Annotated in this window: 20 protein-coding genes and 1 pseudogene; 7 read left to right on the forward strand and 14 right to left on the reverse strand. The window is 64.4% G+C overall.

The features are described from left to right. Positions 1–65: 65 nt before the first annotated feature. Positions 66–839, reverse strand: coding sequence for an SDR family NAD(P)-dependent oxidoreductase (locus VFG17_RS17835; protein ID WP_325030707.1), 774 nt, complete (start codon positions 837–839; stop codon positions 66–68). A 258-nt stretch (positions 840–1,097) separates the two neighbouring features. Here VFG17_RS17835 and VFG17_RS17840 point away from each other — a divergent pair, with 258 nt between their 5' ends. From VFG17_RS17840 to VFG17_RS17850, 3 genes and pseudogenes are all read left to right on the forward strand, one after another. Beyond that, positions 1,098–2,384 (forward strand): MFS transporter, encoded by a 1,287-nt coding sequence (locus VFG17_RS17840; RefSeq protein WP_325030708.1) that lies wholly within the window; start codon positions 1,098–1,100, stop codon positions 2,382–2,384. A 10-nt stretch (positions 2,385–2,394) separates the two neighbouring features. Then, positions 2,395–3,939: pseudogene (locus VFG17_RS17845) on the forward strand (GMC family oxidoreductase); the annotation flags it as partial. 377 nt (positions 3,940–4,316) lie between these two features. Beyond that, on the forward strand, positions 4,317–5,273 hold the full coding sequence (locus tag VFG17_RS17850) for an NAD(P)-dependent oxidoreductase (protein ID WP_325030710.1): 957 nt from the start codon (positions 4,317–4,319) through the stop codon (positions 5,271–5,273). 15 nt (positions 5,274–5,288) lie between these two features. Here the strand turns inward: VFG17_RS17850 and VFG17_RS17855 are convergent, their stop codons facing one another. The 11 genes from VFG17_RS17855 to VFG17_RS17905 all read right to left on the reverse strand — a co-directional run bounded on the left by VFG17_RS17855 (position 5,289) and on the right by VFG17_RS17905 (position 18,561). Then, complete coding sequence (locus tag VFG17_RS17855; protein WP_325030711.1) at positions 5,289–5,627, reverse strand: multidrug efflux SMR transporter; 339 nt, start codon at positions 5,625–5,627, stop codon at positions 5,289–5,291. A gap of 70 nt (positions 5,628–5,697) precedes the next feature. Continuing rightward, a complete protein-coding gene (locus VFG17_RS17860) occupies positions 5,698–6,915 on the reverse strand; it encodes an MFS transporter (RefSeq protein ID WP_325030712.1) in 1,218 nt (405 codons plus the stop codon). Then, positions 6,912–7,643 carry an EthD domain-containing protein gene (locus VFG17_RS17865; protein WP_325030713.1) on the reverse strand — a complete coding sequence of 244 codons (732 nt, stop codon included), beginning with the start codon at positions 7,641–7,643 and terminating at the stop codon, positions 6,912–6,914. Before VFG17_RS17865 ends, VFG17_RS17860 begins: the two co-directional genes overlap by 4 nt. Next, positions 7,631–8,407 carry an SDR family oxidoreductase gene (locus VFG17_RS17870; protein WP_325030714.1) on the reverse strand — a complete coding sequence of 259 codons (777 nt, stop codon included), beginning with the start codon at positions 8,405–8,407 and terminating at the stop codon, positions 7,631–7,633. Before VFG17_RS17870 ends, VFG17_RS17865 begins: the two co-directional genes overlap by 13 nt. Next, complete coding sequence (locus tag VFG17_RS17875; RefSeq protein ID WP_325030715.1) at positions 8,404–9,819, reverse strand: aldehyde dehydrogenase family protein; 1,416 nt, start codon at positions 9,817–9,819, stop codon at positions 8,404–8,406. The genes VFG17_RS17870 and VFG17_RS17875 overlap by 4 nt, the downstream gene beginning before the upstream one ends. A gap of 16 nt (positions 9,820–9,835) precedes the next feature. Continuing rightward, positions 9,836–13,330 carry an indolepyruvate ferredoxin oxidoreductase family protein gene (locus VFG17_RS17880; protein WP_325030716.1) on the reverse strand — a complete coding sequence of 1,165 codons (3,495 nt, stop codon included), beginning with the start codon at positions 13,328–13,330 and terminating at the stop codon, positions 9,836–9,838. Then, positions 13,323–14,024: a glutathione S-transferase family protein gene (locus VFG17_RS17885; protein WP_325030717.1), complete on the reverse strand. Its 702-nt coding sequence runs from the start codon at positions 14,022–14,024 to the stop codon at positions 13,323–13,325. Before VFG17_RS17885 ends, VFG17_RS17880 begins: the two co-directional genes overlap by 8 nt. Next, complete coding sequence (locus VFG17_RS17890; protein ID WP_325030718.1) at positions 14,021–15,430, reverse strand: FAD-binding oxidoreductase; 1,410 nt, start codon at positions 15,428–15,430, stop codon at positions 14,021–14,023. Before VFG17_RS17890 ends, VFG17_RS17885 begins: the two co-directional genes overlap by 4 nt. Further along, a complete protein-coding gene (locus VFG17_RS17895; protein ID WP_325030719.1) occupies positions 15,427–15,738 on the reverse strand; it encodes a Rieske (2Fe-2S) protein in 312 nt (103 codons plus the stop codon). Before VFG17_RS17895 ends, VFG17_RS17890 begins: the two co-directional genes overlap by 4 nt. A gap of 8 nt (positions 15,739–15,746) precedes the next feature. After that, a complete protein-coding gene (locus VFG17_RS17900) occupies positions 15,747–16,163 on the reverse strand; it encodes an ester cyclase (protein ID WP_325030720.1) in 417 nt (138 codons plus the stop codon). A 118-nt stretch (positions 16,164–16,281) separates the two neighbouring features. Beyond that, positions 16,282–18,561: a TonB-dependent receptor gene (locus tag VFG17_RS17905; protein WP_325030721.1), complete on the reverse strand. Its 2,280-nt coding sequence runs from the start codon at positions 18,559–18,561 to the stop codon at positions 16,282–16,284. Between the two features lie 225 nt (positions 18,562–18,786). Between VFG17_RS17905 and VFG17_RS17910 the strand changes: the two genes are divergently transcribed. After that, the gene (locus VFG17_RS17910; protein WP_325030722.1) at positions 18,787–19,833 is read left to right on the forward strand and encodes an AraC family transcriptional regulator; all 1,047 of its coding nucleotides are present in this window, start codon (positions 18,787–18,789) and stop codon (positions 19,831–19,833) included. Here the strand turns inward: VFG17_RS17910 and VFG17_RS17915 are convergent. Together VFG17_RS17915 and VFG17_RS17920 are read right to left on the reverse strand one after the other, a co-directional pair. Beyond that, positions 19,830–21,050 carry an alpha-hydroxy acid oxidase gene (locus tag VFG17_RS17915; protein WP_325030723.1) on the reverse strand — a complete coding sequence of 407 codons (1,221 nt, stop codon included), beginning with the start codon at positions 21,048–21,050 and terminating at the stop codon, positions 19,830–19,832. The genes VFG17_RS17910 and VFG17_RS17915 overlap by 4 nt on opposite strands. A gap of 38 nt (positions 21,051–21,088) precedes the next feature. Beyond that, on the reverse strand, positions 21,089–22,339 hold the full coding sequence (locus VFG17_RS17920; RefSeq protein ID WP_325030724.1) for a cytochrome P450: 1,251 nt from the start codon (positions 22,337–22,339) through the stop codon (positions 21,089–21,091). Positions 22,340–22,591: 252 nt separating this feature from the next. Here VFG17_RS17920 and VFG17_RS17925 point away from each other — a divergent pair, with 252 nt between their 5' ends. From VFG17_RS17925 to VFG17_RS17935, 3 genes are all read left to right on the forward strand, one after another. Then, entirely contained in the window at positions 22,592–23,299 is a 708-nt protein-coding gene (locus VFG17_RS17925; protein ID WP_325030725.1) for an ester cyclase, read from the forward strand. After that, positions 23,299–24,345, forward strand: coding sequence for an aldo/keto reductase (locus VFG17_RS17930; protein ID WP_325030726.1), 1,047 nt, complete (start codon positions 23,299–23,301; stop codon positions 24,343–24,345). Before VFG17_RS17925 ends, VFG17_RS17930 begins: the two co-directional genes overlap by 1 nt. A 75-nt stretch (positions 24,346–24,420) precedes the next feature. Beyond that, positions 24,421–24,572: FAD-dependent oxidoreductase (locus tag VFG17_RS17935; RefSeq protein WP_325030748.1), on the forward strand; the 152-nt coding region annotated here is incomplete at its 3' end.

Below are 24,572 nucleotides of genomic sequence, written 5' to 3' on the forward strand. Positions count from 1 at the left end.
ATCGACTTTATGTGGAAGACTGGATTTTATGTCAATACATGATGTTTTATTATCAACATGTGATATTATCCACTTTTCGACCATTCGCCGACCGGGCGCATTCCCGCGGTTTCCCCGCCATCGCAGACGAATTCGGCGCCGGTGCAAAAGCCGCTGAGTGGCGAAGCAAGATAGAGTGCGAGCCATGCAATATCGTCGGGTTCGCCTGTACGGCCGACGGGCAGACCGGCGCCGCGCTGCCGTAGCGCCTCCTCGCCATGGGCGATGCGCGACATTTCGGTTGCGATGAGCCCGGGCACGATCGTGTTGACCCGGATTCCCTTGTCCGCAAATTCGAGCGCCGCCGCCTTGCTCAATCCGCGTACCGCCCATTTGCTCGCCAGATAGGCCGAATGATTTACCCGCCCGGTGAGACCCGATATCGATGATATGTTGATGATTGCGCCGCGTTGTTCGGAAAGCGCCGGTAGCGCGGTTTTCATGCCCAGAAACGTGCCGGCCGTGTTGATCGCCATCACGTTCATGAACTCGTCGAGCGGCATCGTCTCGATCATCCCGTAATGGACGATTGCCGCATTGTTGATCAGGACATCGAGACGCCCATAGCGGTCGAGCAGCCGAGCCATCGCTTGCTGCCACTGCGATTCGTCGGCGATGTCGAGCGGCAAGGCGAGCGCGTCCGGCAGCGTTGCCGCCAGCGCCCCCGCCTCGGCCTCCGCCAAGTCTGCGATGACAACCTTCGCACCATATTTCGCGAATAACCGTGCTTCCGCGGCCCCCTGCCCGCGGGCACCACCGGTCACGAGCACCACCTTGCCCGCCATGTCGAACGGCTCCATCTCTCCCTCCTTCTCTATCTGCATTTTTAAGATTTAATGCATTAAATTTCCATATATCGATATTATTGGCAAGGGGCAGTGTCGAATTGGCGCCGTTTGATTGGTCGGCCCCGGAGACAGAAGAGACGGCCACATGGCTTTAACCCGCCGGACTTACGCAACAATCGATACCTTGTAGACAAATGGATTTTATCTTGTCAGATTGTCCCGGTGATCCCGCCGAGACGGGAAGAGACATTTCGGGAGAGGTTGCAGCGCATGAGCCTGACGAGAACCGCCGCCTATGATGCCGCCCTGGCCACGACGGGCGGCGAAAGCGGAGAATTTGCTAGAAACTGGAAGATGCTCATCGCCTGCATCGCAGGCTGCGGCTTCTGCATGGCCGGAGTTGCCACCTATTCGATCGGGCCGTTCGTCAAACCGCTCGGTGACGAGCTTGGCTGGAGCCGCACCGCAGTCCAGGCCTCGATCGTGTTCGGCCAGGGCCTGAGCGCGGTCGGTGCGATCTTCGCGGCGATGCTCATCGAGCGCTTCGGCGCGCGGCGCATCGCGCTTGCCGGACTCGTCGGCACCGCGTTCGGTTTCATCCTTGCCTCGATGTCCACCACCCTCGCCTTCTTCTACCTATCCTATTCGCTCGCCGCGCTGCTTGGCGCCGGCGCGGGCTTCATCACCTGGACGCGCGCGATCACCGGCGAATTCAACAAAAATCGCGGCCTTGCGCTTGCGATCGCACTTTCGGGCACAGGCATTTCAGGGTTCGTCCTGCCGCCGCTTCTGGTCTGGGTCATCGAGAATTACGGTTGGCAGGCGGGCTATCTTACCCTCGCCGCCATCCCGCTGTTCGTCGCACTGCCGCTCGCCTTCCTCCTCTTCAGGCCCCGCGAAAACGCGCCCGCTACCCGCGCCGCGACGCCGAACGCCGTCCCCGCGGGCTCGATGCGCGATGTATTCGGCTCCTACCGCTACTGGCTGCTCCTTGTATCGATCATCTGCCTCTATCTCGGGATCTGCGGCATCATCCCCAACCTCATCCCCTCGCTGACCGACGACGGCCATGCGCCCGAAAATGCCGCGCTCGCCCAGAGCGCCTTCGCCGTGGCGCTGGTAGGGGGCCGGCTTGCCGTGGGCTGGCTGGTCGACCGTTTCTGGGCGCCGGCGATCGGCGCGATCTTTCTCACCCCGCCCGCCATCGGCTGCCTCATCCTGATGTCGGACCCGAGCCTCGGCGGCGCGATCCTCGCCGCTGCGCTCGTCGGCATGGCCGGCGGCGCCGAGCTCGATCTGCTCGCGCTGCTCTCCTCGCGCTATTTTGGAGTGCGCAATTTCGCCCGTTCCTATGCATGGCTCTATGCGGCGGTCGCCGTCGTCGGTGGGGTCGGGCCCATGGCCTTCGCCTATCTCTACGATCTTACCGGCAGCTACGATACGAGCTTCCTCATCTCGGCGGTCCTGTTCGCGATCGGCGGCCCGATCCTCCTCTTGCTCGGGCGCTATCCGGAATTCCCGGAGGAAGCCGATCTCCCCGACAGCGCGCGTCATTAGGGGATCGGACATGCAGATCGACTGTACCGAATTCGACTATGTCGTCGTAGGCGGCGGCGCCGCCGGCTGCGTCGTCGCGAACCGGCTGAGCGCCAACCCCGCCAACCGCGTCTGCCTTCTCGAGGCGGGACCGATGGACAGCAATCCCGCGATCAGGGTTCCCCTTGCCTTCATGATCCTCTCGCAGCTCGGGATCCACAACTGGGGCTATGAGACCCTGCCCGAGCCCGCGACGGCGGATCGCCGCATCCCCTTTCCGCAGGGCAAGGTGCTCGGCGGAACGTCGTCGATCAACGGCACTGTCTATATGCGCGGTCACCCGAGCGACTATGACGGCTGGGCCGCGCTCGGCAACACGGGGTGGGGCTATGACGAGGTCCTCCCCTACTTCCGGCGTGCCGAAAATAATGTCGTGTTTCAGGACTCCCCGTTTCACGGCACAGGCGGCCCCGTCACCGTCAGCAACCCGACCCACATTCACGATCTGGCGAGGCGTTTCGTCGCCGCTGCCGAGGCCTGCGGGATCCCACCTACGCCCGATTTCAACGGCGAGAGCCAGGAAGGCGCCGGCATCCGCCAGCTGTTCCAGAAGAACGGTCGGCGGGTCTCGTCGGCCAGCGCCTACATCGCCCCGGTGCGCAAACGCCGGAACCTCACCATCATTCCTGGGTTCCACGCATCACGTCTCCGGATTGCCGAGGGGCGCTGCACCGGCGTCGACGGACTGCAGGAGGGGCGCCCAGCGACCATAACCGCGCGGCGCGAAGTCATCGTCTCGAGCGGCACGATCGGATCGCCCGCGCTGTTGCTTCGGTCGGGGATTGGCGACGGCGGTGCGCTCTCGGCCCTCGGCATCGCTTCTGTCCGCCATAGTCCCGGCGTCGGCGCCAACTATCAGGATCACGTCAATATCGTGGTTCGGCACGACGATCCCGGCCGCACCAGCTACGGCTTGTCGCTCCGCTCGGCGGGGAAACTTACTTGGGCCCCGTTGGAATATCTCTTGTTCCGCCGCGGACTGCTCGCGAGCAATCTCGCTTATGCTGGCGCCTTCCTGCGTACCGATGCGGCGCTGAACAGGCCCGACGTCCAGCTGATATTCTGGCCCGCACATAAACCGCCGGGCAAGCTCGCCGGCGCCGGGCACAGCTATCAGGTGATGACGCACCTGCTGCGCCCTGACAGCCGCGGCCGCGTCTCGCTCGCAAGTCCCCGCGTCACCGACAAGCCGCATATTGCCACGGGGGTGCTGAGCGAGGCGTCCGATGTGCGTACCCTCCTTGCCGGCATCAAGGTCGCGCGTGCAGTGATGCGGCAAATGGGCGGCGGCGCCGAACTCGAGCCTGGCGCCGATGTCGTCAGCGATGAAGCACTCACCCGCTACATGCGGGAGACCGCGGTGATGGGATTGCACTGCGCCGGCACCTGCCGAATGGGCCCCGACGCGGAATCGGTCGTCGACCCCGAGCTCCGCGTTCGCGGCGTCGAGGGCCTGCGCGTAGCCGATGCTTCGATCATGCCGACACTGATCGGCGGCAACACCGCTGCGCCTGCCATGATGATCGGCGAGAAGGTCTCCGACATGATACTTGCGGCCTCCCACTCGCGCATTCCCGAACGGCTCGACGCAAAGTGCGACGGGCACATCGGCACGCTTGCCGCCCGCCGGTCCGGAGCTTGGGTGCCGATCCCATGATCGCCGAGGAGCATTTCGCGCGCGCCCTCGCCGTGGCCGCAAGCGTTAGATTTTAAACATTGGCCGGTAGCGGCCTGACCGCTTTGCGGAACTGGATCATGCTAAGCTGACCTTTGAATTTCGCTATCTAAACGCGACAGGCCTTGCCAGATCGTGCCAAAATCCTCTCCGGCCCTTGCCTTTCGGACTGCGCTTCGGCTGATTGCCTTGCATGAACAGCGGGGAACGACCGTCAGATGAAGCGCCCGAAGATCCTTATCGCCGGACCAGCCAGCGCGCAGGCTTTCTTGGAGAAGCTCGCATCCGCAGTTATTTCGGAAGAGGCCCAGATCGACTTGCTGCTCGGGCTGGCTGCGCCAACCGGAGCGCCGGGATGGATCGATACCGAGATATTCGTTTCCTTCGGAGTTCCATGCAGCGGAGCAGACATGGATGCGGCCTTGGGCCTCAAGACGATAATCACGCCGTCGCTGGGCTATGAGGGCATCGACGTCGAGGCGGCGCACAGCCGCGGAATCGCCTTTGCCAACGGCCGAGTCGCTGAGAATTTTGAATCGGTCGCCGAAGCTGCGATGCTGTTCATGCTGACTTCGCTCTACCGGCTCCGCGAGGCAGAGGAACGGCTTCGCCGCGATGAGGTTCGCGTGGGACCGCCGCGCGCGCGAATGCTCAAGGGCAAGACCGTCGGGATCATCGGCCACGGCAATATCGCCAAGGCGCTTATTGAACGTCTGCAAGGATGGGAGACACGCATATTGCTCTGCAATCGCTCGCAGGTCCCTCCCTCGCTGGCTTTCGAACAGTGCGATCTCGACAGGCTCGTCGCGCAGAGCGACATTGTCCTGCCGCTGCTGCCGCTCACGCCCGAAACCGACAAATTGCTGTCCCGCGCGAAGCTGCTCGCCATGAAGCCGGGGGCCATCCTCATCAATCTCTCGCGCGGCGCGATCGTCGAGGAGAACGCCCTCGCCGACCCCGAAGTGATCGCTCACCTCGGAACGATTGCGCTCGACGTCTTCGTCACCGAGCCTTTGCCGGCAGACAGCCCGCTTCGCGGCCTCCCGGACCAGCTTCTGACCAATCACGAAATCTCGCACACGCAGGAAAATCTTGGCGCACTCTTCGCGATGGCGGTGGCCAATATCGAGGCAGCGATCGCAAACAGCCCCATGCCGACCGCATTCCGACCCTAACGCCGAGCGGGGATTCTAGCTGCTCGCGGGGGACCGCATATTGAGCATCAACGTTCCGACCAGAATGAGCCCGATCGCCGTGAGCGCCCAGCCATCGAGCTTCTGATCGTAGACGAACCACGCGATCGCCGTCACGAGGACGATGCCAATGCCGCACCAAATGGCGTAGGCAATGCCGACCGGAATGGTGCGCAACGCCATCGAAAGGCAGTAAAAGGCGACAGCATAACCGAGGATGACGACCGCCGAAGGGAGGGGACGCGTGAATCCGTCAGCCATCTTCAGGAACGACGTCGCAAGTACTTCGCACAAGATGGCAAGCGCCAGCCAGCCGGGACCGCCGAGCGTAATCATCCAGCGACTCCTTGGCCCAGCCGCTCGCGGACGGGTTCGTTTCGTCTCATCCCGCGGGTGATGGCATGGGCTACTCCTCCCGGCAACCGCCCGCCGGCCGTCGTTCACGCCAAAGACCCAGCATGAGCAGCGCCGCCAAGCCGACCAGCAACGCGCTCGCCGTCAGCGCAGCGTCGTAATTACCGCTCGCATCACGCATCTTCCCCATCGCGAAGGGACTGAGCCCGTAGCCGAGCGCGAAGACGCTATATTGCCAGCCGTAAATCGCGCCATATTGGCGCTGCCCGAAATGCAAAGCGGTCAGATAAGCCAGGAGGTCGATTTCGGCGCCGGCCGCCATGCCGAGCAAGATGGCCGCGACGGTTCCCATCGCGAGGCCATCCACCAACAGGAGGCCGATTCCGACGGCCGCGAGAACAAGGACCGCGAGAGAGACGATTGCGGCCGGGAAGCGGTCGAGGAGTACGCCGATTCCTAGCCGCCCGACTACGCTGGACAGTCCCACCAGCGAGGCGGTCGCGGCCGCTTGCATAGGGTCGGCTCCCAAGTCACGGAACAGCGGCACGAGGTGGACCACGACCCCGCCAAGCCCGGCGGCCATCGCGAAGGAAATGACGGTGAGCAACCAGAAGCGCCCGGTGCTGCGCGCTTCCCTCGCCGTCATGCCGGCCGGCCGGACATCGGACGCACTCGCAGGTCGGCCCTGCGGCACACTGCTGAACCCAAACCGGACGATCGGGGCCGCGACGATCGCAATTGCGGCGAGCGCAAGATAGGCTGCGCGCCAGCCTGCCGCTTCGGTGACCCCGGCCACCAGCTGCGGAACCCAGAAACCCGCAAGTCCCGCGCCGGTGAGCGCAATGCCGAGGGCCAGACCCCGTTGCTTTTCGAATGCTGCGGCGATGGGCCGGACAAGCACGATCGGTGTTGAGCCGACACCGAGAAGCGCGATGACGGTGTAGAGCGCCCAAAAGAGATGGATGCTTCCCGCCGTGGCGACGAGAAGGATCACGCCCAGTGCATAGGCGACCAAGCTTGCCGCGCCGACGTTGGCGGCGCCGTACCGGTCGCAGAGCCGCCCGGCAGCCGAGCCGGACACGAACACGGCAAGGGTCATCAGCGTCACCGCGAGCGATATGTCGCCGCGGCTCCAGCCGAATTCGGCCTCGAGCGATGGAATGAAGCTGCCGAGGCTGTAAAAGAGGGTCGCCGTCATGCCGGCCGACAGGCCGATCGCCGCGCTGGCGAGCAGGAAGCTCTTTCCGCCGAACTCGCCCGGCAGGGTCATGAGGCGTCCGCTATTCCGTAAACCGCCCTCACCACTGCGTCGCTCAACTGGTTGTCGGCTCCGGCTTCTTCGATCGTCTTCACCGCGTCGAGGCCGCGCAGTCCGACCGGCGTCGGTCTGCCGTCCTCGACCATCACATGTCGCTCGTCGAGCAGATAGGCCGATGCGTCGAGCTTCCCCGCCGCCGCAATCGCGCTGTCCCTGTCCGGCCAGATTCCGTGCAGCAAGGCGGCGAAAACCCTGCCGCTCGCATCGGTCTGATTCCACCCCGCAGGATCGCCGCCCGTCAGGTCGTAGACCGCCAGATATGCGTGCGCCTCGCCAAGCGCCGCGAGATCGGCGTCGACGTCGGCACCCGCGTCGATGACGATAAACATCGTCTGTCCCCCGGCATCCGCGTTGCCGCTGATCCGGCGCGAAGCTCCCTCGCCCAGATTGTAGAGAAGCGCCCGGCGGAAAACATTCTGCTCGTCGCGATGGATATGTCGGGTCACCTCGCTGTGAATGAGGCCTGCACGGTCGTCCTCCGAGCGATAGGTGACGATCGCAATCCCCTCGAAAGGCTCGGACGCCGCATCGAGCGGGGTCACATGATGCTGCGTGTAGCTGTCGAACCCCGGAATCCTTGCGGCCATGACCCCATGAACATCGCGCCAGTAGCGTGTGAAGAGCGAGCGCGAGATGTCGGGACGTCGCTCGATCAGGGCGACGGTGCTTACGCCGACCATAGAGCGCCTTCGACGGGGATGATCGCCCCCGACACATAGGAGCCCGCCTCTGACGCCAGAAACACGACAGCCCCGCCGATATCCGTCTCGCGGCCGAGGCGCCCGGCCGGAATACCCTCGATCATCTGGTCCTTGAGCCCGGGGACGGCGGTGAAGAATCCGTCGGTCATGTCGCTGGGGAAAAAGCCGGGCGCCACTACATTCACGTTGATGCCTTTGCGGGTCAGGTCCGATGCCAGCGCGCGCGTGAGTTGGTGGAGCCCGCCCTTGGCGGCACTGTAGGCGTAGGCGCTGCTGCTCTTCGCCCACAGCGCGGCAATCGATCCGATATTGATCACGCGGGCCGGATCCCCCTCTTGTGAGGCCGCCGAAAGCTGCGGGAGAAGGCCCTGAATGAGGAAGAAGGGCGTCCGCAGATTGACGGCCAGTTCGCGATCCCATTGCTCGGGCGTGATTTCGTCGACGGCCGCAGCCGTGAAGGTGCCGGCGTTGTTGACCAGGATATGCAACGCGTCCGTCGCGCGGCCGACATCCGCCACCGCGGCGGCAACGCCTGCGCTGGTCGCGAGATCATGTTCGAGCAGCTGGCATTTCCCGTCGCCGTTCAGCGTTTCGGCGAAGGCCCGGTTCTCCGCACCCGGCCGGGCAATGATCAGCACGCGCGCGCCGGCCGCGACTAGCGATCGACTGATCATCGCCCCGACACCCTTCGCGCCGCCGGTGACCACGGCGGTTTTCCCCGCAAGGTCGAAGAGGCCGGTCACGCCGCGGACACCGGCTTTGCGACGTTGATCGTCTGGAGCGCCAGATAGGGATAGAGGCCCTCGACTCCGCCCTCGACCCCGAACCCCGATTGCTTGTGCGCCGGGAACGGCACCTGCGGATCGAGCGCGCAATGCTGGTTCACCCAGACGCTCCCGCTCTCCAGCCGGGCGGCAACGGCGGTCGCAGCGGCGACATCGCTGCCCCACACCGAACCGCCGAGCGCGAAGGGCGAGGCGTTGGCGCGGGCCACCACGTCGTCGACATCGCTGTAGCGAATGATCGGCAGGATCGGCCCGAACGGCTCCTCATCGACGATCGCCGAGCCATCGGCCACGTCGCGCACCACCGTCAGCGGCACGAAATAGCCGGGTCCGCCGGCGACCTCGCCGCCCGCGACGATCCGGCCCGCCTTGCGCGCTTCGACCAGATAATGGAGCACTTTTTCATATTGCGCCTTGTTCTGCACCGGCCCGAACTCGGCCGCGGCGTCGCTTCCCGGCGCCAGCTTGGCCGACGACGCGAGGCCCGCCATCGCGTCGCACATCGCGTCATAGAGGCTGTCGTGGACATAGAGCCGCTTGATAATGGCGCAGACCTGACCCGAATTGAAGAAGGCGAAGGCAAAGATGGCGGGCGCGATCGCCGCGACATCGGCGTCGGGCAGTACGATCGCGGCGTCGTTGCCGCCCAGTTCGAGCGTCACGCGCTTCAGCGTCGGCGCCGCCGATGCCATGATCTTGCGCCCTGTCTCGGTCGATCCGGTGAAGGTGATCTTTGCGACATCCTCGTGCGCGACGAGCAGGGCGCCGGGGTCGTTGCCGCCCGACAGGATGTTGACCACGCCGGGCGGCACGACCTCGGCCCAGAGTTCGCCGAGGCGAAGCGTCGTGAGCGGCGTCGTCGGCGCCGTCTTGACGACAATCGTGTTGCCGGCGGCGAGGGCGGGCGCGATCTTGTTGGCGGCGATGAAGACGGGGGCGTTCCACGGCACGATCGCGCCCACCACGCCCAGAGCCTTGCGGTGCAGCTCGACGCGGCGGGTATCGTCCTCGACGATCAGTTCGGGCTGGACCTCGAGCCCCGCGTAATAGTTTAGATAGCCGGTCGCCAGATGCAGGATTTCGAACTGCGCGAGCCCCATCGGCCGTCCGGTTTCCTGGACAAGCAACGCGCAAAGCTCTTCGGCATTGTCCACGACCTTCGCGGCCATCGCGCGCAGAACGTCGCCGCGCGCGCCGGGGGCCAGATCGCGCCAGGCGGGAAAGGCCGCCTTGGCGGCGGCGACCGCGCGTTCGACGTCGGCCGCATCGGCGTCGGGAACCTGGGTGAAGACGGCGCCGGTGCACGGATCGACGACGTCGAGCGCCCGGCTCCCCTCCACAAACTCTCCGCCGATCAGCATCCGGACCATGTCATTCTCCTCATTGTCAGGCGGTCAGAGCCACCCGATTGTCGTCCTTGTTCGCTTCGGGGGCCGCCGCGGCGTTGCGGAACCGCTCGACCACGCTCGCTTCGAGCGCGCGGACGCGATCAACCGCCGCTTCCTTCACATGGCCATAGCCACGGATCTGACCCGGCAGGCTCGCCGCTTCGACCGCGAACTTGTGGTTCGCCGGAGTGAGTGCCCCAATCATGGCCCGCAGCCGTGCTTCATATTCGTCGATGAGCGCACGCTCCATCTTGCGCTCGGCGGTATAGCCGAACGGGTCGAGCGCGGTACCGCGCAGCCGCTTGCCCTTGGCGAGTAGCGGAAACAGCTTGCCGACCCAAGGGCCGAACTCGCGCTTCAGCAAATGCCCCGTCTCGGGATCACGCTTCGAGAAGAGCGGCGGCGCGAGATTGTAACGAAGCTTCGCACCATCCTCGAATGTCGCGGCGAGTTCGCGCTTGAACGCAGGATCGGCGTGAAGGCGCGCGACCTCATATTCATCCTTGTAAGCCATGAGCTTGGCGAAGTTGCGCGCGACCATGACGGCGAGCGCCGTGCTGCCGGGCAGCACCCGCTCCTCGGTCGCCGCGACTTCGTCGACGAGCGCGCGGTAGCGCGCCGCATAGGCCGCATTCTGATAGGCGGTGAGCAGTGCCGTGCGGTGCCCGACGATGTCGCCGAGATCGGTAAGCGGCTTGAACTCCGGCACCGTCCGGGTAGCGGCGGCCGCGGCATCGACTTTCGCCGGATCGACGACGAGCAGACGCCCGAGCGCAAAGGCCGACTGGTTGAAGGCGACGGCGACCCCGTTGATTTCGACCGCGCGCGCGATCGAAGCGGGCGAAACCGGAAGCAGCCCGAGCTGCGACGCATAGCCGAGCATGAAGAGGTTGGCGGCGATCGTGTCGCCGAACAGCGCAAGCCCCAGCCCGGTCGCATCGACCCCATGCAGTCCGGCCGAGAGCTTTTTCAGGCGATCGACAATCAGGCTCTGGTCGAGCACGAGGTCGGGATTGCGCTGAAAGGCCGGGGTCGGCGTGATGCGCGCGTTGACGACCGACGTCGTCCGCGTCGCCGAAAAGGTGACGACGGGTTCCTTGGCCAGTGCCGCGACGACGTCGAAGGCGAGCGCCAGATCCGCCTCACCGGTGCCGAGTTTCTGCGCCGCGAGGTCGCCCACCGCGGCGGCGATACGGACATGGCTGTAGACCGCGCCATTCTTCTGGCTGAGCCCCGTCATGTCGAAGACCGAACAGGCGAGCCCCTCAAGGTGCGCCGCCATGCCGAGCAAGGCGCCGACGGTGACAACGCCTGTGCCGCCGATCCCCGACACCATGATATTGAACGCGCCGTCCGACAATAGCGCGAGTGCAGGCTCGGGAAGGTCGGTCTGCGCCTCGCCCGCCAGCGCCGAGGCCTTGGGCTTGCGCGGTTCGGCGTCGAGCACGGTGATGAAACTCGGGCAGAAGCCTTTGACGCAGCTGTAATCCTTGTTGCAGTTCGACTGGTCGATCTGGCGCTTGCGGCCGAATTCGGTTTCCTTCGGCCAGACGCTGACGCAGTTCGACTGGACCGAGCAGTCGCCGCATCCTTCGCAGACGGCGCTGTTGATGAACATGCGCTTGGCCGGATCGGGAAATTTGCCGCGCTTGCGGCGGCGGCGCTTCTCGGCGGCGCAGGTCTGTTCATACACGATGACGGTGACGCCCTTCACCTCGCGAAGCTCGCGCTGCAACGCATCGAGTTCGTCGCGATGATGGACGGTGACGCCTTCGCCAAGGCCGCTGTTCGCATCGTAGAGGTCGGGGCGGTCGGTGACGACGATGCAGCGCTCGACGCCTTCGGCGAGCACCTGCCGTGTGACGTCGCCGGGGGTCAGCGGTCCGTCGACCGGCTGGCCGCCGGTCATCGCCACCGCATCGTTGAACAGGATCTTGTAGGTCATGTTGACCTTTGCCGCGACCGCGCCGCGGATCGCCAACAGGCCCGAGTGATAATAGGTGCCGTCGCCGATATTCTGGAAGATGTGCGGCGTCTCGGTGAAATGCGCGAGGCTGTACCAATGCGCGCCCTCGCCGCCCATTTGCGTGTTGGGAAGCATTTCGGGGCCCGAATACATCGCCATCGCGTGACACCCGATGCCCCCGCCGGCGAGGCTGCCTTCGGGAAAGCGCGTGCCAGTGTTGTGCGGGCAGCCAGAGCAGAAATAGGGCGCGCGCACGGCGTCGCCAGGCTTCTGGCTGGCGACCTTCGTCATCGCGTCGCGAAGCGCCGCGACGCGCTCCGCGATAGCGGCCGGCTCGCTTCCGAGACGCCGCAGCCGCTCGGCGATGACGAGCGCAAGCTGCAAGGGATCGAGCTGCTCATCGCTCGGAATCATGAATTCCCCGGTTTCGTCGGTCTTTCCGACGATCGGGGGAGCGCCGGGGCGACCGTAAAGGATCGCCTTCGCCTGCGCTTCGGTCAGGCCGTCCTTTTCTTCGATAAAAAGAAGTTCGGCCTGCCCGTCGGCGAATTCCGCAAGCCCCTCGCGCTCGACGGGATACATGCACCCGAGCTGATAGAGCGAGATGCCGAGCGCCGCCGCGTCGATGTCGGAAAGGCCGAGAAGCTTCAGCGCCTGGCGCGCATCCTGAACCGCTTTTCCGGTCGCGACGATGCCGAGCTTTCGCGCGCCATTGTCGATCAGCACCCTGTCGATGCCGTTCGCACGCACGAATTTTTCGACGAGCGGCCAGCGGAAACGCTTGGCGACCACCTCCGACTGCACCCGGTCGAGATGGGTCGGAAAATTGTGGAAGCCGTTCGCGGGCGCGACGCCGCGCTCGGGCAGCACCGGCCCGTTATCGAGCCGCGGCAGCTCGACCGTCATCGTCTGTTCGAGCACCTCGTTGCACATCTTGAAGCCGGTGAAGAGACCGGTGTAGCGGGACATCGCCCAGCCGAGCAGGCCATATTCGAGCACGTCCTGCACGTCGGACGGCGCGAGGATCGGCATGCCCGCATGCATCAGCGCCACTTCGCTCTGGTGTGCGACGGTCGACGACTTGCCGCTATGATCGTCGCCGGCAACGATCAGCACGCCGCCATTGGGATGCGAGCCTGCCATATTGCCATGCTTGAACGGGTCGCCCGAACGGTCGACGCCCGGCCCCTTGCCGTACCAAAGGGCAAAGACGCCGTCCTTCGTCGCATCGGGAATGCCGGCCAGCATCTGCGTTCCCCAGACCGCCGTTGCCGCGAGATCCTCGTTGACCCCCGGCTGGAACATGACGTCCATGCTCTCGAGCAGATCCTTCGCGCGCCAAAGTTCCTGATCGTAGCTACCGAGCGGCGAGCCGCGATAGCCCGAGATGAAGCCGCCCGTATCGAGCCCGGCGCGCGTGTCGCGATCCTTCTGCAGCATGGGCAGGCGCACGAGCGCATGGGTGCCGGTCATCAGCACGGTGCCTTCGTCGATCGTATATTTGTCGGTCAGCTTGACGTCACGCATGGGATAGGGACCTTCGGGATTCTTCTGGGCTATAGGCGGCGCCATGGTCCGCCAGATAAGTCGCGAAACTGGATTGGAATTCGGCCATCACGAGCCGGGTGCTGGACCGGGCACGCATGGCCTTGAGCCAGTCTTCGAGCCCTCCGATCTCTTCGATGAGCGAGCGATGATAGGTGAAGCGCGTGACGCGGTCGGCGATATCGAGATTATAATAGGCGAACAGGTCCGCCTGCCCGGGGCGTTCGCCGAGGAGAAAAGGCTCGGGGACGAGAAGCTGCGACAAGGCAGCCGTCGCGCGATCGAGCATCGCGCGAACCGACGCCTCGGTCGTCGGCAGATTGTCCCCGCCCATGAACAGGCCAGGAAAGAGCTGGCGCACCTGTGCCTCGACATAGATCTGGATGATGTTGATCATCTGCCGCGCCCGCGCCCGCTCGAATGCACGGGCGGGGCGCAGCGGAATGTCGGGATAGGCATCGTCGAGATAGTCGAGGATAGCGACCGTCTCGGTCAGACATCCGGCCGCAGTTTCGAGGACCGGAATCTTGCCGAGCGGGCTGAGCTGCCGAAACGCCGCATCCTGCGAAGCACGGGTCGGAACGAATTCGAACGGTAGCTCCTTTTCGAGGAGAGCCGCGCGCACGACGTTGACATAGTTGCTCACCGGATAGCCCAAGAGACGAAGCCGGGTCATGTCCGAACGTCCATGATCTTGCCGGGATTCAGGATATTCCCGGGATCGAGAAGGCGCTTGATTTCGGCCATCAGGCCGCGCTCACCAGCCGATCGCGACACGTCGAGCCAGGGCTTCTTCTCAAGCCCGATGCCATGTTCGGCAGAGATCGATCCGCCGATCGGCCGAAGCGGCTCATAGACGCATTCCTCGACGTGGTGCCGGTCGCCCTCTTCGCCCGCCCCGATCGCGATATGGAGATTGCCGTCGCCCATATGACCGAGGAAGGCGATCTTGCCGTCGGGCCAACGGGTTTTGAGCCTGCCGGTCACCGCCGCGATATAATCCTGCATCTTGCCCACCGGCAGCGAGACGTCGAAGGCGTAGAAGGGCTGGAATTCCCGGACCACATGTTCGAGATCCTCGCGGATTTCCCAGATCTGCTGACGCTGGGCTTCCGAACGGGCAAGGACGGCGTCGTCGAAGTAACCGCGTTCGCCCGCTTCGCCGAGGACGGTCTCGAAAAGCTCGGTATCGCGTTCCTGCTGCGATCCGAGCATCTCGATGATCGCATAATAGGGCTGGTCGGCCGAAAGCGGCGGCGCATGTTTGCCGGCGCCGGTGTTGACCCGGTAAAAGCTGTTGTCGATCAGCTCGAACGCGCTCAGCAGCCCGCCGAACCCTTGGTCGACGAAGCGCAGCAGGTTCACCATCTGGTCGAAATTCGCGGCGCAGACGATCGCGGTATTGGAACTGGTCGGGCGCTCGCGAAGGCGAAGAACGAGCCGGGTGATGACTCCGAGCGTTCCTTCGGACCCGATGAACAGCTGCTTCAGATCATAGCCCGTATTGTTCTTGATCATTTGGTTGAGCGACGAGATCACCCGCCCGTCGGCAAGCACCGCTTCGACGCCGAGCACCTGTTCGCGCATCATGCCGTAGCGGATGACGCGCATGCCGCCGGCGTTGGTCGAGGCATTGCCCCCAAGCTGGCACGACCCTCTGCCGCCTAGGTCGAGCGGAAAGGTCAGCCCATGCTCGGCAAGCTCGGTTTCGAGCGTTTCGAGGATGACGCCCGCCTGAACCGTCGCGGTGCGGTTGACCGGGTCGATCGTCTCAATCGCAGCCATGCGTTCGAGCGACAGCGCGATTTCGCCGCGCCGCGTCTCGGTCGCGCGCACCCAGCCCGACATGCCGCCGTGCACCACAACGGGCTGGCCGGCGGCGCTGCACAGACGCAGGATCGCAGCGACCTCGTCGGTCGTGCGCGGACGCACTATCGCATCGGCCCCGATCCGGTCCATGAAATAGCCCGGATATCGGCCCGCCACCTCGCCGCCGGTCAGCAGGCCCGCGTCGCCGACGATCTCGCGCAACTGCTCGATCAGCCCCGCCGAAACGGCCGGAAAGGCGTCAGCCCGGTTCATAGGCTGACAAAGACGTCATCGCCGTCGATCCGCACCGGATAGCGTTCGAGGACGATGGAATCATCTTCCTGACATGCGCCGGATTCCAGATCGAACGTCCAGCCGTGCCAGGGGCAGGTCAGGATCGTGCCGTCGACGTCGCCCTCATGCAGCGGGCCCTCGGCGTGCGGGCACTGGCCGTTGGTCGCAATCACCCGGCCGCGGCACAGGAAGAGCGCGACGTCCTGCCCGCCTGCCTCCGTGAGCACGGGCTCGCCGGCTTCGACCGCGGCCAGCGACCCGATGCGATATTCCTTCGTATCGGTCATGGCGGCAATCACCGGGGGATCGCATCGAGCTGCTGCAGCACCGGAATGGCGTCCCAGATGCTGCGTTCGAGGATGATCTTGCCGTCGTCGTTCCAGCCCATGACGGTCACGCCGCGGGTCTTGGTGATCTTGCCCTTGGCATCGACGCCCAGAAAATCGCCGGCATGCTTGGTTTCCCAGGTCCACTGAAACGATCCGAGGCGGTCGTCGCCGACATAGTCGAACACGTCGAACTTGTTGTAGCTGAGCGACGGGTTCTCGATGATGAAGCCTTCGAAAAAGGAACGCAGCGCCGGGAGGTCATTGTTGATCCGGAGGTCGAAATTGACATCCTCGAACTGGAATTCGGGGGCGTAGAGCGTCATGAGCTCGTCGGTCCCGTCGGCGAAGAGTCCGATCCAATATTGCGCCCACTGCTTGTTCATTTCATGCCTCCGTAGTTCGGCCTTGTCCTGCGACGCCGGATGGCGCCGCACTGTCCGATCATCTCAAAAATGTCCGTCCCCGGCAAAGCCTGTCGGGGACGGCAAGGTGGGGGAGAGATCAGAAATTGAACCGCCCTTCCACCCCGAGATGGCGGGTCTCGGCGCGCGATGTCAGCTGGAACACGCCGAGCAGCGGAAGGACCGAGCGGTTGTATTTCTCGTTGAAGATATTCTTGCCGAAGAGCGACAGGCTCCAGCGATCGGCCTTGGCGAGCGTCAGCCGCGCATCGACGAGGTCGACGGGGCTGCGCCGCGACCCCGGCGTGTTGATGACGTCCCACCAGGTCGAGCCGATACGGACATATTCGACCCGCGGCGTGAGCATGAGATCATTGCCGAGATCGAAGTCGTGCGTGATTCCCGCGTTCAGATTATATTTGGCCGCGTTGGGCGCCCGGTTCCCGACATAGGCCGGGTTCGCGGCGAACGCCCGCACCTTGCCGTCGGTATAGCCATAAGCGCCGAAAATCTGCGGCCCGCCGGGAATGTGCCAGTTGAAATCGACCTCGAAGCCGCGCAGGCGCACCTTGTCGATCGACGTGATCGTCTGAAGACCCGCCGTCGGGAAGAATTCGAACTGCTGGGCGCCCGACACATTGGTCGTGAACGCCGCGACGTTGAGATTGAGCGACCGGTCGAACAAGCGGAGCTTCGTCCCCACCTCCCACGAGGTGGATTTTTCGGCGTCGAACTGGTCCTGCACGAAGACCTGCGATCCGGGCGGGGCGACGGCAAGCAGCGCGGCGCGGCTGCCAAGCGGGTTGAACCCCCCGCTCTTGAAGCCCTTGCCATAGCTCGCATAGACGCTGCCGGTCCGGCCGAGGTCATAGGAGATGCTCGCCTTCGGCTCGAATTGCTTGAAGGTTTCCGAAGCGCGGCAATCGGCGAGCGTCGTACCGGGACCCCGCGCCTCGATGCACAGATTATAGTTGGCGCCCGTCACCGGGTTGATCGCATCGGGCGCCAGTTCGACGACGCTGCGCTTCTCGATGTCGTAGCGGCCCGCGAGGTTGAGGTGCAGCTGATCGGTGACATCGAACTGGACGCTGGCAAAGGGGGCGAAGCTCTCGGTCTTGTATGCCTGACGCGCATAGGAAACCGTCGCGCCGATGATCGAATCGCCCGGCGCATCGATGCCATCGGAAGGCGGAACGATTCCGACGAGATCCTGGTTGAGCTCACTGATCTGCCCGCGCTTGAAGTTGAGATAATAGAGGCCGACCTGCCAGCGCAAACGCTGATCGTCGGGCGACGTCAGGCGCAGTTCCTGCGAGAAATTCTTGTCGCGATATTTATAGCCCTGCACCGTCGAGCCCGGCGTTCCCGAGTCGGCGAGATAGGGCGGCGAATCCCCGCCGAAAAACTGGTAGAGCTTGTCGGCCGCGGTCACCGAGGTGATCGTCGCCCAGCCCATGTCATAGTCGATCTTGAGCGAGCCGGCGACGAGCCACTCGTCGAGCTGACCCCGGACGTTCGTCACGAACGGCAAGTCAGTCCGGTCAGCGTCGAGTTCGTTGACGGGGATACCGCCGATCGGCAGCCCGACGAACTGCGACTGAAGCGCGGTCGAGCCGCCCTTCGTATCATGCCCGCTGAGCTTGAAGTCGATCGTGAGCCCGTCGGCGGGCTCCCAATAGAGCCGGGCCTGCCCGAGCACCGTGCGGAGCCGGTACGGCTTTTCGCCGGTGGTGATGTTGGTGAACGGGCCGTCGGTATCGCGAAACGACGCCGCAAGGCCAAAGCCGAGCGTGTCGGTCAGCGGACCGCTGACTTCGGCTTGCGCGCGGGCGGTGTTCCAGCTGCCATAGCCCGCGAGCACCGATCCCCCGAGTTCCTCGCGCGGCAATTTGGTCGTGACGATGATCGCGCCGGCGGCGGCGTTGCGGCCGTAAATCGCGCTTTGCGGTCCCTTCAGCACTTCGATCTGCTGGATATTGAACAGATCTTGGTTGAACTGCTTGAGGCTCGACAATTGAACCCCATCGATGACGACGGCGACGTTGGGGTCGGAGTTGCGAACCGAAGTCTGGCCGCGGATATTGGTGAAGCTGTCGCCGGTGGCTTCGTCGATGAAGGTCACGTTCGGCGTCGAGACCAGATAGTCCTGCGGCCGCACGATGCCTTTCGCGGCAATGTCCGCGTCGGTGGTCACCGACACCGCGATCGGAACCTGACTCAGATTCTCGTTCCGCTTGGTAGCCGTCACGATGATGTCGGTCGGACCGCTGGTCTCGGCGGCCGGTGCCGCTTCGGTCTGCGCCATCGCGGGCGCGGTCGTCAGTGCCATGCCGACGACCCAGGCCGCCGACGCGCGATAAAGATAACCCCTGATGCGCATCAATCCTCTCCTCATTATGGCATCATCGGCCTTTGCGGCGCTATCTGCCTTCCTCGCAGCGTGCATCGGATATCGCAGCGCCAAACGACAGGGCGCCGCGTGCCAAGGCAAAGCCGTTCGGGACAAAGCGACACGTTCGGCACGAATTGATCGTCCGACCGGCCAATCGTGACATCGGTGACCGATTGGCCTATCTGCATGTCGAGAGAAAAGAATGAGGGTCGGGTGACTGAAGCGGAATCCAAGTCCGGACTGACGGGGTGGGTGCTGGCGATCGTGAGGGCGATGCGCGCGAGCGGCATCGATCCCGACCAGGTGCTGAGCGAGATCGGCATGGACCCCACCCGCCTCGAAGGCGGCTACGGGCGTTATTCACAGGAACAGATCAGCATGCTCTGGCGCAAGGCGGTGGCGCTGAGTGACGCCGACTTCGCTCTCCGGGTCGCGGCGGAGGTCCGGCCCTCGACATTCCACGTCGTGGGCTATGCCATGAGTTGCTCCGCGACGCTCTCACGCGCGCTCCACCGGTTTGCGTTCTATTGCAGGCTCATTTCGGATTCGGCGACCGCCACGCTCACGGAGTCGGGCGATCAGGTGACACTGTCGATCTTCTTCGACACGGGCGGCGAGCCGCCCATCTATCAGACGGTCGACACGGTGCTCGCTTCGGTCCTCGGCTATCTTCGCTGGATCGCGGGCATCGAAATCGCGCCGATCTCGGTCAGCCTTGCGCATCCCAAGCCCCGGCGGGGCGATGGCCTGGAGGCGTTCTTCGGTTGCCCGGTCGCTTACGGACAGCCCGAGGATTCCATCGTCTTCGCGCGGGCCGATCTCGATCGCCCGATCCTCGTCGCTGATGAGGAGCTCGCTTCGCTGCTCGACGGCGTCGCGAACCGCTATCTCGAAACACGGATGGCCGGACGCTTCGCGGTTCGCGTCCGCGACGCGCTCATCGCCCGCATGCCCGACGGCATGGTCCGCAAGAGCGATATCGCAAAGAGCCTGCATATGACCGAGCGGACCTTGCTCAGGCGTTTGAAGGACGAGGGCACGACCTTTTCCGATGTGCTCGACCGCGTGCGGCTGCAGCTCGCCTTTCAATATCTGAAGCGCAGCGATCTCGTCATTCGCGATATCGCCTATATGCTGGGATTCTCGGACGAAGGAACCTTTTCCCGGGCCTTCAAACGCTGGACGGGACGCCGGCCAAGCGTTGTCGCGCAGATGAAGGCCGACGAAATCGTCGAGGTCGCGCGGGGGCTCGATATCTAGGCTTGCCGCAAGGCCGGACTGGACCGTTCAAAGTCGCGCCGCTCCGCCTCGTTGGCGAGGAACGCCGGCGCTGCGCCCGCGAGCCGCACATGCTCGCGGCCAAGCTCGGCAAGCGTCGGGCAGCCGACCAGCGCCAGGGTACGCAGCGTTTCCTGCTTCATGCCCCCGAGCCAGCGCCTGACCCCCGCGGCGCCGAAAGCGGACAAGGCGTAAAGATAGGGCCGCCCGGTCATGCAGGCGCGCGCGCCCATCGCGAGGGCCTTGACGATATGGCTGCCCCTGCGAACCCCGCCGTCGAGGATGACCTCGATCCGGTCGCCCGCCGCGTCGGCGATATCGGCCACGAGGTCGATCGTCGCCGCGCCGCCGTCGAGCTGCCGTCCGCCATGGTTGGAAATGATGGCCGCAGTCGCTCCCGCATCGGCGGCGCGAAGCGCGTCGTCGGCGCACTGAAGGCCCTTGATCGCGAACGGGCCGCCCCAATAGGCCGCGATCTTCGCGATCCGCTCCCAGCTGATATGCGATTCCATCTTCGACGCGAAGAAGGCGGCAAGCGTCGACAGATCGCCCTCGCCGTCCGACACCACATTGGGCAACGAGAATTTGCCGCCGCCGAGGTAGCCGAGGCACCAGCCGGGCCGCTTGGCAAAGGACGCGAGCGAAGCCGGAGTAAGCCGGGGCGGAACGGTGAGGCCCGAGCGCAGGTCGCGCTCGCGGTTACCCGCGACGATCGTGTCGACGGTCAGGCACAGCGCATCGAAGCCCGCCTCCTTGCAGCGATCGATGCTGGCGAAGTTCAGGGCATCATCGGCGAGCAGGTAAAGCTGATAGATTTTGGGGCCGGTGCTGATCGCGCCGATCTCCTCGATCGAGGCCGTCGCCATCGTCGACAGGGCGTAGCCGCAGCCCGCATCGGCGGCCGCGATCGCCACTCCCTGTTCGCCGTCGGGATGGAACATCCGGCTCATTCCCGTCGGCGCAAGGATGAGCGGCCATTCGAGGTCGCAGCCGAGAACGCGGGTGGCGGCATTCACCCGCGTCACATCGGTCATGAACCGCGGAACAAGATCGTAGCGGTCGAAGGAGGCCACATTGGCCGCAGCCGTCTTTTCGTCATCGGCCGCCCCGCAGATATAGTCGAAGAGCGGTCGCGGCAGGCGGCGCCGCGCGGCGTCCTCATAGTCAGCGGTGCCGTAGCACTGCGCCAGCCTTGGCATTTTGCCCGCTCCCCTGTTCAAGCTTGCGCGCGAGTGGCTCAACCGCGCGCGCGGAAGCGGACCCTGAGGTGATGGGGGCCGCGCGCGAAGTAGGAGTCGAGCCACTCCACCTCGTCCGACACAGGCTCGAGGAGTTCGAAACGCCGGAACACCGTTTCGAGGGCCGAGCGCGCTTCCATCCGCGACAGATAATTGCCGAGGCAGAAGTGCGGCCCCTGGCCGAAGGACATCAGCGGGAAAGCGATCTTCCGGTCGATGTCGAAGACTTCGGGATCGGCGAACTTGCTCTCGTCGCGGTTGGCCGATGCGAGCAGCGGCATCACGGTCGAGCCCTTGGGGATCTTGACCCCGCCAAGCTCGGTATCCTCCATCGTGTGGCGGAAGATTATCTGCACCGGCGGATTGTAGCGCAGCACCTCCTCGATCAGCGCGGGGATGAGCTCGGGGTTGGCGCGCACGCGCGCGTAGACCTCCGGATGGCGTTTCAGTTCGACGAGCGTCGTGCCGAGCAGATTGGTGGTGGTCTCGACGCCGCCGATCAGCAGCAGGATCGACATCTGGATCACCTCGATCCGCGACATCTTCTCGCCGTCGATCTCGGCAACGATGAACTGCGAGATGAGGTCGTCCTGCGGATCGGCAGCACGCTCGTCGTACAGCTCCTCGAAAAAGGCGCGCACCTTGTCCGAACTATCCTGGATTTCCGCGAGGCGCTCGGGTCCATAGGCGGCGCGGTTGGCGGCGGCGAGAATGTTGTCGACCCAGATCTTGAATTCGGCGCGCCGGGCTGTGGGGACGCCCAGAACCTGCGCGATCACGGTGACGGGATAGAGAGCGCAGAAATCGGTCGCGAAATCGAACTCGCCCTCGGTGCCATGCTTGGCGATGATATCGTCGATCAGCTCGTTCGCGACCTCATAGGTGCGATCGACGAGGATCTTGATTTTCGAGGGCACGAACGCCTTGTTCGCGAGCTTGCGCAGGTGGACATGGCCCGGGGGATCCATCGAGATCATCGGCGGCACTTCGGGTACCGGATCATATTCGCCGAGCAACGCCGGCCAGAACATCGAGCTGCTGTAAAGCTTGCCGTTCTTCAGCAAAGCATCGACATCCTCGTAGCGCGCGACGCCAAAGGCCTGGAGCGAAGGCAGCCAGGTCACGGGATCGTCGCGGCGGAGCTTGGCATAATATGGATAGGGTTCGTGCTTCACGACCGGATCGAGCGGATCATAGACCCGTTCATCACTGCCAGTTTCGTCGCTCCGGTTGAGGAGGGTCTCGCTCATATGTCTCTCCACATGCGGGACGGCGCCGGGCGCCATCCTCTTTCTGGTTGATAAGAAGCCTATGGGCAGCAAGCGCCGCCCCCAAGGGCCAGCCGTGCCACGAAAAAGCAGAGGGTGCCAAAGATTTGGGCCGCTGGCACGTTCGGCCTCGCCGTGACCCCTTTTGCCGTGGCAAAGACCATAGAGCAGGATAATTTGCCGGAACGCAGAACGGGCCAGGCCCGCACATTTCCGGACGAGAGAGGAAGAAGCATGCATTTTCTATATGCCGCCCATGTCACCGACGACCATCTGACGCCCGATCAGCAGCGCGTGCTGCGCGGCCTGCGGTCGCCGACCATGGCAACGGGGGTCGACACGCCTTCGCACAATGCGCGGCCGAAGGATTTCGGCAGCGCGCAGGACTGGGTCACCGCCTTCTTCGACAAGGGCGCCGAGGAAGTGCTCGGCTATTATGCCGACGATTTCGTCTGGGAAGATATCGAGTTCATGCAGACGATCACCACCAAAGAGGATCTCTACAAGGCCTTCGTCGTCTTCAACAATTCGGGGCCGGAATCGCCCTTCGGCGTCCACAAGTTCGAGGTGTTGAGCTATGACGGCGACCGCTGCCCGCGCCAGCATGCCCAGACGCGACAGGGCCCGACCCCCGGCGAATTCCCCGAAGAAGTCTATCGCCGCTATGCGGACAATATCTTCCTCGGCGCCGACTTCGACTATGACGAATGGGGCTATATGCAGTGGATCTGGAAGGCCACGCATAACGAGGATTTCTTCGGCATTCCCGCCGCTGGAAAGACGACCTATACGCGCGGCACCACCACGCAATTCTATAAGGACGGCAAGATCGTGCGCTGCCGGACCCACTGGAACTTCCGCGAATTCGCGATGCAGCTCGGCGTGATCCCCTTCCCCGACGAAGCCTGGCGGAACAATCCGGGCCTCGGCGAGCAGGCCTGATGCGCTATCGCCTGCTCGGCAAGAGCGGCCTGCGCGTCTCGCAGGTCGCGCTCGGCACGATGACCTTCGGGACCGCGGCTGACTGGTCGCGGCCCGAAGAGGAATGTCGGCCGGTTTTCGACGCCTTTGTGGAGGCGGGCGGGAATTTCATCGACACCGCCAACATGTACACCGGAGGCGAGAGCGAGCGCATCGTCGGACGCATGGTCGCCCCCGACCGCGACCGGTTCGTGATTGCGAGCAAATATGCCAATGCCGTTCCGGGCGGCGGAGATCCCAACGCGGCCGGGATGCATCGAAAGAGCCTGATGCGATCGCTCGATGCCAGCCTCAAGCGGCTGGGAGTCGACTATATCGACCTCTACTTCGTGCATTGGTGGGATTTCACGACGCCCGTCGAGGAAGTGCAGCGCGCGCTTGACGATGCTGTCCGTGCGGGAAAGATCCTTCACGTCGGGCTGTCCGACGTACCGGCGTGGGTAGTATCGCGGGCGCAAGCGTTTCACGATCTGCGCGGACTAGTGCCCGTGAGCGCGATGCAGCTCGAATATAGTCTCGTCCAGCGATCGATCGAACGCGAACATCTGCCGCTTGCGGCCGCCCATGACATCGGCGTGACCGCCTGGTCGCCGCTCGCGGGCGGCATCCTGACCGGCAAATATACGCGCGCGGCCGACGCCGGCGGCAACAATCGCATGGACAGCATGCAGCTCCAGCCGCTGGACGCCCGCAATCGCGAGATCGCCGAAGCCCTCGACCGGATCGCCGACGGACTGGGCGCCTCATCGGGACAGGTGGCACTTGCGTGGATGATGGCACGCGGCGTCATTCCGATCGTCGGTGCTACCCGCGCAGATCAACTGAAGGAGAATCTGCGCGCGGCGGATCTCGTGCTGAGCGACGAGACTCTGGCGGCTCTCGATGCCGCGAGCGCATTTGACGCCGGCCATCCATACGGCATGCTCGAGTGGGAGATGCCCATCGCCCTCGGCTATGGCGGGATGTTCGATCGCATCGACATTCCCCGCTTCCCGGGGCGACGCTGATCCGGGACACGCGCTCACCGCCCTTTGGTCGGGCGGCCCGCGGGTGAAGATCCGTGACAATTGGATGAGGTGGGGATGATCCGTTACGACGTGGTGATAGTGGGAGCGGGGCATGGCGGTGCGCAGGTCGCGGTGATGCTGCGGACGCAGAAGTTCGAAGGCAGCATCGCGATCATCGGCGACGAGCCCGAGCTGCCCTATGAGCGCCCGCCCTTGTCGAAGGAATA

It is taken from the genome of Sphingopyxis sp. (assembly GCF_035686825.1).
In the GTDB taxonomy this organism is placed as follows: Bacteria; Pseudomonadota; Alphaproteobacteria; order Sphingomonadales; family Sphingomonadaceae; genus Sphingopyxis.